General features: G+C 50.8%; 13 protein-coding genes and 1 tRNA gene. 4 read left to right on the forward strand and 10 right to left on the reverse strand.

All coding sequences use genetic code 11. The features are described from left to right. Nucleotides 1-6: 6 nt before the first annotated feature. Nucleotides 7-468, reverse strand: coding sequence for an LPP20 family lipoprotein (locus tag A9165_RS02905; RefSeq protein ID WP_065954853.1), 462 nt, complete (start codon nucleotides 466-468; stop codon nucleotides 7-9). A 210-nt stretch (nucleotides 469-678) separates the two neighbouring features. Between A9165_RS02905 and A9165_RS02910 the strand changes: the two genes are divergently transcribed. Together A9165_RS02910 and A9165_RS02915 are read left to right on the forward strand one after the other, a co-directional pair. After that, on the forward strand, nucleotides 679-1,821 hold the full coding sequence (locus A9165_RS02910; RefSeq protein WP_065954866.1) for a flagellar assembly protein T N-terminal domain-containing protein: 1,143 nt from the start codon (nucleotides 679-681) through the stop codon (nucleotides 1,819-1,821). A gap of 54 nt (nucleotides 1,822-1,875) precedes the next feature. After that, a tRNA-Arg gene (locus tag A9165_RS02915) sits at nucleotides 1,876-1,950 on the forward strand. A gap of 4 nt (nucleotides 1,951-1,954) precedes the next feature. Here A9165_RS02915 and A9165_RS02920 read toward each other — a convergent pair. The 8 genes from A9165_RS02920 to rppH form a co-directional block, all read right to left on the reverse strand. Further along, complete coding sequence (locus A9165_RS02920; protein ID WP_065954854.1) at nucleotides 1,955-2,635, reverse strand: FlgO family outer membrane protein; 681 nt, start codon at nucleotides 2,633-2,635, stop codon at nucleotides 1,955-1,957. 150 nt (nucleotides 2,636-2,785) lie between these two features. Further along, entirely contained in the window at nucleotides 2,786-3,445 is a 660-nt protein-coding gene (locus tag A9165_RS02925; RefSeq protein WP_065954855.1) for a FlgO family outer membrane protein, read from the reverse strand. After that, nucleotides 3,442-4,065 (reverse strand): FlgO family outer membrane protein, encoded by a 624-nt coding sequence (locus tag A9165_RS02930; RefSeq protein ID WP_008949738.1) that lies wholly within the window; start codon nucleotides 4,063-4,065, stop codon nucleotides 3,442-3,444. Before A9165_RS02930 ends, A9165_RS02925 begins: the two co-directional genes overlap by 4 nt. A 69-nt stretch (nucleotides 4,066-4,134) precedes the next feature. After that, nucleotides 4,135-4,983 carry a thymidylate synthase gene (locus A9165_RS02935; protein WP_065954856.1) on the reverse strand — a complete coding sequence of 283 codons (849 nt, stop codon included), beginning with the start codon at nucleotides 4,981-4,983 and terminating at the stop codon, nucleotides 4,135-4,137. Beyond that, nucleotides 4,980-5,789 (reverse strand): prolipoprotein diacylglyceryl transferase, encoded by an 810-nt coding sequence (gene lgt / locus A9165_RS02940; protein WP_065954857.1) that lies wholly within the window; start codon nucleotides 5,787-5,789, stop codon nucleotides 4,980-4,982. Before lgt ends, A9165_RS02935 begins: the two co-directional genes overlap by 4 nt. Nucleotides 5,790-5,819: 30 nt before the next feature. Next, the gene (locus A9165_RS02945; protein ID WP_008609918.1) at nucleotides 5,820-6,614 is read right to left on the reverse strand and encodes a sulfite exporter TauE/SafE family protein; all 795 of its coding nucleotides are present in this window, start codon (nucleotides 6,612-6,614) and stop codon (nucleotides 5,820-5,822) included. 150 nt (nucleotides 6,615-6,764) lie between these two features. Further along, complete coding sequence (gene ptsP, locus A9165_RS02950; RefSeq protein ID WP_065954858.1) at nucleotides 6,765-9,023, reverse strand: phosphoenolpyruvate--protein phosphotransferase; 2,259 nt, start codon at nucleotides 9,021-9,023, stop codon at nucleotides 6,765-6,767. A 26-nt stretch (nucleotides 9,024-9,049) separates the two neighbouring features. Further along, complete coding sequence (gene rppH / locus A9165_RS02955; protein ID WP_039925610.1) at nucleotides 9,050-9,556, reverse strand: RNA pyrophosphohydrolase; 507 nt, start codon at nucleotides 9,554-9,556, stop codon at nucleotides 9,050-9,052. A 380-nt stretch (nucleotides 9,557-9,936) separates the two neighbouring features. On the opposite strand from rppH, the gene mutH reads away from it, so the two are divergent. Continuing rightward, entirely contained in the window at nucleotides 9,937-10,614 is a 678-nt protein-coding gene (mutH, locus tag A9165_RS02960; protein ID WP_065954859.1) for a DNA mismatch repair endonuclease MutH, read from the forward strand. Here mutH and cysB read toward each other — a convergent pair. After that, nucleotides 10,600-11,577, reverse strand: coding sequence for an HTH-type transcriptional regulator CysB (gene cysB, locus A9165_RS02965; protein ID WP_065954860.1), 978 nt, complete (start codon nucleotides 11,575-11,577; stop codon nucleotides 10,600-10,602). The genes mutH and cysB overlap by 15 nt on opposite strands. Nucleotides 11,578-11,843: 266 nt before the next feature. Here cysB and A9165_RS02970 point away from each other — a divergent pair, with 266 nt between their 5' ends. Continuing rightward, the gene (locus A9165_RS02970; RefSeq protein WP_008609911.1) at nucleotides 11,844-12,608 is read left to right on the forward strand and encodes a hypothetical protein; all 765 of its coding nucleotides are present in this window, start codon (nucleotides 11,844-11,846) and stop codon (nucleotides 12,606-12,608) included. Nucleotides 12,609-12,646: the final 38 nt, after the last annotated feature.

Genomic DNA, 12,646 nt, shown 5'->3' on the forward strand with positions numbered 1-12,646 from the left:
CCAGCGCTACCACAGGTAGCGCACACTCCGGATACTTTGTTTTGGTTGAGTATGTTGCAAGGTGGCATACACTTCGGCAAAATTGAGCTCCAGCTCCGTCACGTAAGTATCATCTACAGCATAGCTTTTCACTACCCTGGCACCACGGATCAAGCCCTGAACTGAAGCTTCAAGTATATCATTCTTTGCCACCATAGCACTGACGGTATTCTGGCTGTCAATTCTTTGACCATATACCCGCTCCGCCAACTCACGATAGGCCTCAAGCTTTGACGCCCGCATAGCCAGCAGCATCTTTTGCGTCTCGTTACTGCCCTGCTGTAACGATATTGGCGCTGCACCCAGCGCAGTAATCACTGGGAAGCTAACTGGTGTCTCATGCTGGTACTCAATATGACGATCGGCAAACTGACTACAGCCAGCCGTAACGAGCACACCGCCGAGCAAAACAATACCTAACCTGTTCATAATAGTTACCTTTAGTCTTAGCCTGCACTGCCAAACTACTCACGACAGCACAGTTTGAGAGCCCTACTGTTAACCAATACACACCGCCAGCTTGCACTGAAACAGCATGCGTTCCAAACTGCTGTATTGTTATTAGCAAAAAAAATGCCAGTTAGGCATAAACTTTGCTTTATACATGTTATTACCAACGTGGTGATTAACAGGTTTGTTATGAAACTGAAAATAATCAAAGGCGCGATCCTGGCAGCTGTGGGCTGTCTCAGTCTGGGGTTGAATACGGCCGCTCTGGCTAACTGGTATGAAGCGACCGGGCAAGCCGCTATAGAGCGTGGCGATTTGAACAGCGCCCGACGCGCAGCTATCGAAGACGCTCTGCAACGTGCCAGCCTGTTTGCCGGCGCTCGTTTACAAAGCCAGCAGCAGGTGATTCAAGGCATTATGCAGCATAGTCAGATCACGCTTAGTAGTGCTGCCGAGCTGAAGGAGGTGCAATTGCTGTCGGAGGTTCAAAGTAAAAACCAGGTAACAATAACACTGAAAGCCCATATCGTAGCCGAGGGTAAAGCTTGCCGGGGGCAATACCGGATACCGTTACTGGTCAGTGACGTGCAACTTCAGGCACGCCAGGATGCGATCATCGGTCAGCTGTTTCAGCTAGGTAGTGACAGCAGTAAGCAGCTACAACGCCACCTCCGCGACTATGCACCTGCTTTAGTGATTGAACCCGCACCCCAAATTATTCCGTTACAAATGCTAGATCAGGCTAGCGCAGATGCGCTTTTTGCCCGAGGTCATCAATTTGTGCTTCTGGCTAGTATTAACGATTTGTCGCTGGGAAGACCATTACATAAATTCTGGCAAAGCGCGCAACATGAGCGTTTCTTTGCCTTTGAACTTTGGCTATATGACACCTTTGAACGCCGGGTGCGCTATCAACAGGAGTATCGTACGGGCAGCTATTGGCCATCGGCAGAGTCAACCCCAGGCAGCCACAGCATGGCATTCTGGCAGATGCCATATGGGCAGAAAATTGATCAGGTATTGCGCACTGCTGCACAGGATATTAGTCAACAACTGCAATGCCAGCCTTTACTCACCCAAATCCGACAGGTTCGCCAACAACAAATTCAGATCGCATTGGGCACCAATCATGGTTTAAAGGTTGGTGACCAGATCCAGATTATTCAGTTACAACGTGATCCTCAGGATGCCCAGATACGCCGCTTATTACACAGTCCACTGCAACTGCTGCTAACTGAAGTGACGCCAGATGGCGCTTGGGCAGCGTCGCCGTCACAACAATTACTCAATCATATTCAAACTGGTGATATCGTCAGTCTGGCGGCAAACTAGCCGCCATCGAAAAGATTCACAGAATCTTTTCAGTCTGTTAGACTCTGCGCCGCCCGCCCCATAGTTAAATGGATATAACGGCCCCCTCCTAAGGGGCAGTTACAGGTTCGATTCCTGTTGGGGCGGCCATCTCCTAGCGCAGTATTTGCGGATACAGCGAGCTAACCACAAAATGCGGGATCAGCTGCTGCGAACTCGCTGCCACAACCTTAGTGCGGAAATTGATTACCCGGGCATTAATCATGATACCACGAGGCAAGAACACCATAGTTCCGGATAACACATAATCAATCTGCTGCATCATATCAAGCTGACTATGCTGCCGGCTGAAGACAAAATCGCCGCTGGGTGTCACCTGAATATCCCGAGTCGTTTTGAAATCCACTACCTGGATACCAAATTGCTGGAACTGATGAATAAAGGCTTCTGCCAGCTGGTTACCTAGGACATTAGTGCGATTTAACTCACTATCCAGATCGACGAAAGACGCCACAGCAACCCGTGACTCTACAGGGAAATAATGGAAAGTCTCAACAAGTTGCATGGCCATTTGTGCCACATAGTCATTGAGTTGCTTGTTGGCATTTAAACTGGTGACATACTGATGCGGCACCATCCAGCCATTTTGCCGAAGCGGGCTGGTCGTCTGACCGGAAGATACCGGCATAACCCGATCGGCCGCTGACTGGTCCTGTACCTGGCGGCGGACCTCAGTCCGGCAATTGCCTTTGCTATCACACTCCGATCTTTGGTAACTGTAACAGCCGCTTAGCAAGACGGCACCGGCAAGCAATGCCAGATAGTTGCTTTTCATCATACGCTCCTGACCCCAGATTAGGCTAACCTCTACTTGTCGGCAGCCTTGGCTTAAACTTTAGCAAAGCCTCAGAAAAATAACGAGGTTTGTGCAGAGCGTATTGATGTTAACTACTCAGATTTCGTATTACCGGTACAACACCGGCAATCAACCCTGTTTTAATTTTAAACTGTTATCCTGACGCTGTTGCAGAATAGCGTTATAAACCGCCGCTGGTACAAAGGTGCGAGCCGCCGAAATCACTCTTTTGTTGTCAATCTGGATTAATCTGGCGTTTAACATCACTCCAGCCTGATGCCGCGTTACAGTACCGGTAACCACGTATTTGATCGGTAACTCTGCCGATAACTCGCTAAAATCACGACTCAGTACAAAGTCACCTTTCTCCGTCACCCGGATATAATCGGTGACTTTAAAATCCAGTACCGGCACACCAAACAGATGCAAGTCATAGATAATGGCTTCACTCAGGTGATTGGTGAATACCGAGCCGTGCTGCAAATCAGAATCCAGAAATGCCAAATCCGTCACGGCGACCATGGCTTGCTCTTCTACCCGATGGTGATTTGCCATCAAATCATGTACCAGATTACGAGCATAATGGTCCAGCGTGATAACCGGGGTTTGTCGCTGCTGCGTCGGGGCAGACTCAACAGCAAAAGCCTTCTGCTGTAAAATACGTTCTTGCCTTGCTAAGTCACCGCGCATTGACACCGCGTTTTCTGGCACTACCTTGGGTTGTGCCGCTTGCTGGGCGCAACCGCTCAATGCCAGCAAGATAGCGACACTGATAGCTGATTTGTTCATGGGCGCTCTCCAATTCGATCGCTACGATATAAAAAATTACCTCTTTTCAGCATCTTCTCCGCACTCCACAACACATTATCTGGCACATAGTCGGTGGCAGCAGCCAGCACCTGCTGACTTTGAATATCAATCAGCCGCGCATTAACAATCCAGCCATCCTCCTGCGGTACAAAGGTACCACTGAGTAACACCCGGGCTTGCTGTTGTTGCTGTAGCTCGTGTAATAAGCGGGAAAAGGCTTGTTCATGATCCTGTTGCAATAGTACCGCCGCACGTAACCGGATATCGACGACTTCATAGCCGCGCTGTACCGCTTCGGTGAGTAGACTTTCCGCCAGCTGATTGGCTAAATCCGTTTGCTCTGTACCAGCATTGACCAGTGACAATTGCCGCACCGGTACAAAACTACTGATGGCAATTTTATGCCGCAACTGAGGTTGTTGTCCGGCAGGCGTTTGAAAAAGCTGTTCCGCCAGACGCTGGGTATAAAAACCCAGGGGCTGTGGGCTTAAGCCAACGGCAGAGACCTGACGAACCGGCATCGACACTGTCGGTTCAGGTTGCTGATGCGCGCAGCTGGCAAGCAATGCCACTAGCGGCAGGCCAAGACACTTGTTCATAATCACCTCTTGCTGGTTATCAACTTGCTTAAAGCAAAAAACAGGCCACAACAAGAGATGATTTTTTGACTAGACGCTAAAAGGGTATTTAATCGGCGGGTGGCACTGATAATCGTGCAACACAAAATCATCCGGTGTGACCCAGGTTTCCAGATCGGCCAGGCTACGTATATCAGGGTTTATAGTCAAACGCGGTGACGGGTAAGGCTCGCGCTGCAGCTGTATTTTCATCAGCTCCAGTTGATTCTCATAAATATGGGCATTAACGATCTTATGATACACCTTGCCCGGTTTAAGACCTGTGATCTGTGCCATTAGCGCCAGCAACACAAAGCATTGTACCTGATTAAAATTCAGGCCAAGCGGCACATCACAGCTACGCTGGTAGGAGGTCAGATACAGGGTATCGCCAAGCAGGCTGAAGGTATGGGTATGCATACAAGGCCGCAGACACCCTAATTCAAACTCACCCGGATTGTAAAAGGTCAGGATTTCTGCCCGGTCATCAATACGCTGACTAAGATTAGTCACCACCTTTTGTAGCTGATCCAGGGTGGTACCATCTGGTTTCTGCCAACGCCGGCCCTGCACACCGTACACCCGCCCCATATCATCCTCACCTTTACGATGTGGATTAGCCAGCCAGGCGCGATTTTCGTTAGCATTGGCATTCCAGGTATTGCAACCAAGTGCACGGAACTGTGCCGCACTGTCATAGCCGCGCAAATAACCCAGCAACTCGGCAATCGCCGCCTTGTAATAGCTTTTGCGGGTAGTCAGCAGTGGAAACTGATTATTTGCCACATCATATTCCAGATCGGCATTAACGACGGTTAAACAGCGGGTACCGGTGCGGGCATTCTCCACCCAGGTTCCCTGCTCAATGATCCGCTGACATAATTGAAGATACTGCTTCATGCTTTAGCTCCGGCAGTCACGGCACGGGAGCGGGCGAAAACAATAATTGCCAGGCCGGCAATCATCATCGGCAAGCATAGCCACTGCCCCATCGTCATACCAAAGGATAAAACGCCAAGATGTGCATCCGGCTCACGGAAAAACTCGACAGTAAAGCGCGCCATACCATAACCGACCAGAAAGACGCCGCCCAGGGTGCCGGTTGCCGGTTTAGCACGGCGAACCAGCATAATGATCGCAAACAGCAACAGTCCTTCCAGCGCCACATGATAGAGTTGTGACGGATGGCGGCCGATGTCACCACCGGTAGGGAAAACCATCGCCCAGGGCACATCAGTCGGCCGGCCCCATAATTCACCGTTGATAAAGTTACCGATCCGCCCTGCAGCCAGCCCAAGCGGGATCAATGGCGCAACAAAATCGCCCAGAGCCAGGTAAGACTTGCGATATTTGCGGGCAAACAGTGCCATCGCCGCCAATACCCCAAGTAAGCCGCCATGGAACGACATGCCTCCTTCCCAGATCCGCACCAGATAGAGCGGATCCTGCAGCAAATAACTAAACTGGTAGAACAGAATATAACCCAGGCGGCCACCCAGCAGCACGCCGAGAAAGCCGTAGAACAACAGATCGCTGACTTGCTCCTTGTCCCAGCCGGAACCGGGTTCCGCCGCCTGACGATTCGCCAGCCACCAGGCGATAGCAAAGGCCACCAGATACATCACACCATACCAGTGAATTTTCAAAAACCCGAGGTCAAGTGCCACCGGATTAATTGCATGGGTGTAAAAAACTTCAGTTGTCATAATGTCCCTACTTTAATGCGGTTGACGATCTCAGCTCAGTATCATCCGCGCCGCCACCAGTAACAAAAATACGCCAAATACCCGCTTAATGGTCAACACCGGCAACCGCTGCGTCAGCGTGGCTCCGACAGAGGTGGTAAACACCGAAGTACTGATTACCCCCAGTAATGCAGGTAAATAGATATAACCAATAAAGCCCTGCTGCAAGCTATAATGCTGCCAGCCTGCGCTGACGTAGCCGACGGTACCAAATACTGCTATCGCAATACCGCTGGCCGCCGCACAACCGATAGCCCGGCGCATGTCGACACTAAAATAGTTCAGCATAGGCACAATCAGCGCACCACCGCCAATCCCCAGTAAGGCGGCGAAACTGCCCAGTAATGCCGACAGTACGGCCAACAGCGGCCTTGCCGGCAGTGGTAGCTTGCCGGTGGCACTTTGCGCACTTAACATTCTAAGCGCCAATAAACCGACAGCGACACCAAAAATAAGTTGCAGCGTCTTGCCACTTAAATTGTGCGCCAGATAGCCGACCAATAAGGCGCCGCTCCCTGCCCCCAGCATCACCGGCACGGCGATATGCCAGCTGACGTTATTCCGTTTGTGATGCGCCCGCACTGACGAGAGGGAGGTAATAATGATCGAAGCGAGCGAGGTTGCAATGGCCACCAACATCGCATGTTCAGCCGGCACTACTGCAAAAGCCGGCAGCATCACCACCAGCACCGGCACTATGACCAAACCGCCACCGATACCGAGCAAACCGGCCAATAACCCGACCAGTGCGCCCAACAAGGCAGTTAACAGGAAAATGGATAGCAAAATGACAACTCAGTTAGAAAAGTACGCCCAGTGTAGCAGAGGCGACTGCGCTTGTTGAGCCTTGGCCGTTCTGTTTGTCAGCATTATCGGGTTGGAGGTACCGTAAATTCATCTGGGCTATCAGCTTCTTGACCATTAGCTCCCGCACTGTCAGGTTCTGACCTGGGTTAGCAACTGCTTGTGCTCGAGGAAACGTTGAACCTGCAACCGTACCTGTTTTGGCGAATGACAACACAGCACTTCCGGCAGCAATAACGCCAGTTCAGACAGTTCTACCCGGCGCAGTAACCATTTGATCCGCGCCAAATTGCTGCTGTTCATACTAAAGCGCCGAAACCCCATCGCCGCCAAAAGTAAGACCCCAGCCGGTTCACCGCCAAGCTCACCACAAATACTGATTGGAAACTGCAGCGCCTGCGCCTGTTGCCCTAATTGGTTCAAGGCACGTAATACGGCAGGATGCAGCGCATCATACAGGTTTGCCACCCGGGCATTATTGCGGTCAACGGCTAATAAGTATTGGGTTAAATCGTTGGTACCCACGGAGCAAAAATCGACCCGGGCCGCCAACTCAGGCAACAGATAAAGTACCGAAGGCACTTCAATCATCACCCCCACTTTCGGCCGGGGTACCGCAATGCCTAACTCGTCACCAACCTCGAAGCAGGCTTGGCGGATCAGTCGGATGGCTTCATCAACTTCCGCCAGATCCGACACCATCGGCAATAAAATATGTAGATTATCTTGTCCGACATTGGCTTTTACCATCGCCCGGATCTGCACCAGGAAAATTTCCGGATGATCCAGCGTCAAACGGATCCCCCGCCACCCCAGAAACGGATTCTCCTCAATAATACTGAAATAAGGTAACGCCTTGTCGCCCCCAACATCCAGAGTGCGCATCACTACCGTTTTCTGCGGGTAGCTGCTTAACACCTTGGCATAGAGTTCGATTTGCTCTTGCTCGGTTGGGAAGCGGCTGCGAATAATAAAAGGAAATTCGGTTCGATACAGACCAACGCCGTCGGTGTACTGCGCATGCTGATTCTCCAGCTCAACCGCCAGACCCGAGTTGACCATTAACTTAAAACGTTCGCCACATTGTGATTGTGACGGCAGCGCGATTTCTTGCTGATAGCGGGCATGCATGGCCTGATCTTCACTGATCAGGCGTAAATATTCGTTGCTCAACGCCTCAGTTGGCGACAACAGGATCAGCCCCTGATAACCATCGACAATCAGTTTCTGCTCATGCCAATGCAACAGCGGCAGCTCACTGACACCCATTACCGCCGGGATCCCCAGTGCTCTGGCCATAATAGCAGCATGTGAGTTAACCGAACCACGTAAAGACACTACTGCAACCAGTTGTTCACGCGGGATTTCCGCCAGCATGGTTGCGGTGACTTCATCAGCGACCAGCACCACCTGCTCGGGTAGTTTCGCACGCCGCTGTTCCGTATCCAGTAAATTATTCAATACCCGCTGCCCCAGATCGCGGATATCCAGGCCGCGCTCGCGCAGATAGGGATCTTCCATATCATCAAACTGGCGGGCAAAGCGCTCCACCACACGTTTTAGCGCGCTTTTTGCACACCAGCCCTCTGCAATCTGCGCTTCAATTTCCCGTCCCAGGCTGGCGGCATCCAGCAGTTGGTGATACACATCAAAAATAGCCAGCGCATCTTCCGGTAAATGCTGCGACATACGCTCGGCCAGCCGGTTAAATTCCGCCTTGGTGATTTTGACAGCGCGGTAAAAGTGCGCCAGCTCTTTTTCCGGATCCTCGGCTTTTTTCAGCGAGATCGCCGCAAAATCACTGGCAGGTTGCAACACATAGGCCTGACCAATGGCCATGCCGGGCGCACCGGGCAAGCCAGCTAGCTGAGAAACCTGCTGCTGATAACCGGAACTGCGACTGGCCGCATCGCGCATCTCAGCGTTAGCCAGTACCGACGCCAACTGTACGCCCAGGGTAACCAGAAAAGACTCTTCATCTTCGCTAAATACCCGCTCGGCTGATTGCTGGATCGTCAGTACGCCTAATACTTTGCGGTGGTGGATAATCGGACACCCAAGAAAAGCTGAAAAGCGATCCTCGCTGACCTCGGGGGTGACTTTAAAACGCGGATGCAGGTGAGCCTGCGCCAGGTTGATCGGCTCTTCACGCTGGCCAACCCAGCCAATCAAGCCTTCAGAAAAACCAATGGAGACTTTGCCGACCGCATCCTGATTCAAACCATCGGTTGCCATCAGCATAAAGTGCTGTTGCTGATAATCAGCCAGATAAACCGAACAACATTCGGTTGCCAATGCATGCTTAACACTACTTACCAAGCCAGCGAGCGCCTTGTTAAGTATCGGCTCCTGTGCCACATCCTGAACAATTCGCCGCAACTGGCCTAGCATGCTAACCTCTTCACATTAAAGGTTGTTTATACTTTACGTTTACTGCTGTCCCGACGAACAAAAGGCAAAGCGACCGGAGCGAATTCTTTCATAACCTTGCGATAGACTTCCCGTTTAAAGGAAACCACCTGTCTAACCGGATACCAGTAACTGACCCAACGCCAGCTATCGAACTCCGGGTGACTGGTTTTCGCCAGATTGACGTCTTCTTCCCGACAGGTCAGCCGCAGTAAAAACCACTTCTGCTTCTGCCCGATACACACAGGGTTACTATCTTTACGAATCAGTCGCTTGGGTAACTTATAGCGTAGCCAGTGTTTGGTTGTCGCTATAATTTCCACATCTTCAGGCCTGAGCCCAACTTCTTCGTGCAGTTCGCGGTACATGGCCTGTTCCGGCGTTTCGCCATCATCAATGCCACCCTGTGGATATTGCCAGGAATTCTGACCGTATCGTTTCGCCCAAAACACCTGTCCAAAGGTGTTACAAATCACTATGCCGACATTGGGCCGGAAACCCTCGGCATCGATCACACAAACCTCAAGCATCTAAATTTCTGCTATACAAGGATTCTTTCATAAAGTTGTCGTGGCGGCAAACGGTATTTTCAGCCAAACATCACACAACTTATCCACAATGAGCAGAAGATAAGCAAGGGTGCTGTGAGTTTTTTCACAGCTGCTGTGCATAACGCTCTGGATAAGCCTAAGTTAATCACTGAATAACTTTAGACACTTTAGCAGTACGTATCGAAACAAATGCTTTTTTACCATTAAATTCATAACATTAAGTGAATCAATCAAGGTGTGATTATAAATTCTGACTGTGCATAAGTTAGTTTGTTGGCTTTTTAAGCAGCCGACCACGTAAAAAAATGCTAGGGTAATCATTCATTAAGTCAAAGAATTGTCATATGCCCACCTCACCTGCTTCTGTTACCGAGTTATTAGAGCGCTGCTCGCTGATTGCCGGTTTGACCCTGGGTCAGTTAGCGGCGCAATTGCAGGTACCCGTACCGGCCGATTTACGCCGTGAAAAAGGCTGGACCGGACGACTGCTGGAAATGGCGCTGGGGGCAACTGCAGGTTCGCAGGCGGTACAGGATTTTCCCGAGTTGGCAGTCGAACTGAAAACCCTGCCGATTGACCAATATGGTAAACCACTGGAAAGTACTTATGTCTGCGTGGCGCCATTAACGGGTGCTACCGGTCAACAATGGCAGGAGTCGTGGGTCTGTCGCAAACTAAGCCAGGTACTCTGGTTACCGATCCTGGCTGAACGGCATATCGCGCCGGCAGAGCGCATTATCGGGCAGGGCTTTTTATGGCAGCCCAGCCCAGATGAGGCGGCGCTGCTGCAGCAAGACTGGGAAGAGTTAATGGAGTTGATTGCGTTCGGGCGTCTGGACCAGATTAAGGGCGCCCATGGCAAGGTGCTGCAGTTAAGACCTAAAGCCGCCGACAGTAAAGCCCTGACAGCGGCCATCGGCCCGGACGGTAGCCCGATACAGAGTCTGCCGCGGGGTTTCTATCTGAAAACTCAGTTTACCGCGGCGATTTTACAGCAGCAGTTTGCGCTAGCGCACCGGTAATTCAAACTTACTGAACATCCGATCTATTTCTTCCTGGCTACGCAGTGCATTGGCCCGCTCTACCACATCTTTGGTCAGATGCGGCGCAAAACGCTCAATAAAGTCATACATATAACTGCGCAGGAAGGCGCCTTTGCGAAAACCAATCTTAGTCGTCGAGGCTTCAAATAAATGGCTGGCATCGATGGCTACCAGGTCCTGATCCAGCTGCGGGTCGATCGCCATAGACGCAATCACCCCTACCCCTAAGCCCAGCCTGACATAGGTTTTAATCACATCCGCATCGGTTGCGGTAAAAACAATCTGCGGCTCCAGCTGATGGGCGGCAAAAGCCCGGTCCAGCTCGGAGCGACCGGTAAAGCCAAATACATAGGTGACGATAGGAAAACGCGCCACATCTTCAATCTGTACCTTGGCGGTCAGTTGGGTCAACGGATGGTCTTTGCGGACAATAATGCTACGGTTCCAGTGGTAGCAAGGCAACATCACCAGATCACCATACAGATGTAATGCCTCAGTGGCGATGGCAAAATCCGCATCACCACGCGATGCGGCTTCAGAAATCTGCTGCGGCGAGCCCTGATGCATATGCAATGATACCCGTGGAAACTTTTGCATAAAGGTACGGATCACCGGCGGTAACGCATAGCGGGCCTGAGTATGTGTGGTAGCGATATTCAGCTTGCCCTGATCCGGTAAGGTGTGTTCACGGGCGATGGCTTTGATATTTTCCACCTTGGCCAGGATCTGCTGCGCAATATCAATCACCTCCCGGCCGGCTGGCGTAATATGAGTCAGGTGCTTGCCACTGCGGCCGAACACCTGGATCCCCAGCTCATCTTCCAGCATACGGATTTGCTTACTGATCCCCGGTTGCGAGGTGTATAAACTTTCTGCTGTCGATGACACATTTAAATTGTGATTCATCACTTCAACAATGTAGCGCAATTGCTGTAACTTCATCGATAAGGATCCTTTCAAACGCAGCAATCTACTATACCGGATAGCTGAGATATTCCAATAATTTTCTATAATAGCAGTACCTAGAACAAAATGTTGTTAGACAAAAGTGCTACGGGCGTCAGAAAAATATAGTGGATTCTGGTGCGGATTTTGCTAGTCTGACAGCTAACCAGCTGACAATACCGCACACTGCGTGGCAGAGCACCTGTTCAGCTGTAGGGTTTCCGATTAAGATACTGCTTATGCAGAATAAGACAGAGGTATAAATGGTCTTACCCCTGATCATCACGCTAACGATAGCTCTGGTGATTATTGCCGTTACCGTTAACGTGGTGCAACAGCACCGCGAACGGATCCGGGCATTGAAGCGTGCGGAATATACCAAGCTGCGTCATGCTCTGGAAGAAACTGAAGAAATTCTGTTTAACGCAGCAAATGTCCCATTATCGACCGGCCTGTCCCTGATGTTACTGCGCCGCAATGCTTACCTGCTGCGGGCCATGGTGGAGTTAGAACCAGACGTAAAGGATATCCGGCAACGACTGGAAGACACCGAAAATCGTATCAACGAACTCAGTAAAGCAACGCCTAGCGTGGCTGAAGTACCGCCACTGCCAGATAATGATCAGCAGTTGCTGGCGATGATCAAAGGTATTAAGAAGCTACGTACCATGTTACGGGCAGAGCACGCCAGAGGTAATGTGGAGACGCAGCTGGTGATCGACGAAGACAAGCGACTTGATTTGCTGCAGTTAAGAATCAACGTTGAGAGCCAGTTAAAACGTGGCCGCACCGCACAGTCCAACAATATGCTTGGCTCAGCCCGGCAGTATTTTGAAAAAGCACTGGCGTTTTTACGCAATACTAATCATCAGCATGACTATATAACCAACCGCATTTCAGAAGCCCAGATGGCTTTGGAAGAAATTACTCAGGCACTTAAACAGGGTAATGCCAAAGATATTGAAAAGCGCGGTGAAAAAGACAACAAAGATATTGACGAGTTATTTGCGCCGAAGCGTAAATGGTAACAGGGGCCTTAGCCCCTCAGATTAATGACAAACCCCGG

The sequence above is a fragment of the Alishewanella sp. HH-ZS genome (assembly GCF_001704375.1).
GTDB classification, from domain to species: domain Bacteria; phylum Pseudomonadota; class Gammaproteobacteria; order Enterobacterales; family Alteromonadaceae; genus Alishewanella; species Alishewanella aestuarii.

Coding starts and splice junctions, on each gene's coding strand:
- cysB (WP_065954860.1), bottom strand. CDS start 11,577: ATGAAGTTACAGCAATTGCGCTACATTGTTGAAGTGATGAATCACAAT.
- lgt (WP_065954857.1), bottom strand. CDS start 5,789: ATGACAACTGAAGTTTTTTACACCCATGCAATTAATCCGGTGGCACTT.
- mutH (WP_065954859.1), top strand. CDS start 9,937: ATGCCCACCTCACCTGCTTCTGTTACCGAGTTATTAGAGCGCTGCTCG.
- A9165_RS02920 (WP_065954854.1), bottom strand. CDS start 2,635: ATGAAAAGCAACTATCTGGCATTGCTTGCCGGTGCCGTCTTGCTAAGC.
- ptsP (WP_065954858.1), bottom strand. CDS start 9,023: ATGCTAGGCCAGTTGCGGCGAATTGTTCAGGATGTGGCACAGGAGCCG.
- A9165_RS02905 (WP_065954853.1), bottom strand. CDS start 468: ATGAACAGGTTAGGTATTGTTTTGCTCGGCGGTGTGCTCGTTACGGCT.
- A9165_RS02910 (WP_065954866.1), top strand. CDS start 679: ATGAAACTGAAAATAATCAAAGGCGCGATCCTGGCAGCTGTGGGCTGT.
- A9165_RS02970 (WP_008609911.1), top strand. CDS start 11,844: ATGGTCTTACCCCTGATCATCACGCTAACGATAGCTCTGGTGATTATT.
- A9165_RS02925 (WP_065954855.1), bottom strand. CDS start 3,445: ATGAACAAATCAGCTATCAGTGTCGCTATCTTGCTGGCATTGAGCGGT.
- A9165_RS02930 (WP_008949738.1), bottom strand. CDS start 4,065: ATGAACAAGTGTCTTGGCCTGCCGCTAGTGGCATTGCTTGCCAGCTGC.
- A9165_RS02935 (WP_065954856.1), bottom strand. CDS start 4,983: ATGAAGCAGTATCTTCAATTATGTCAGCGGATCATTGAGCAGGGAACC.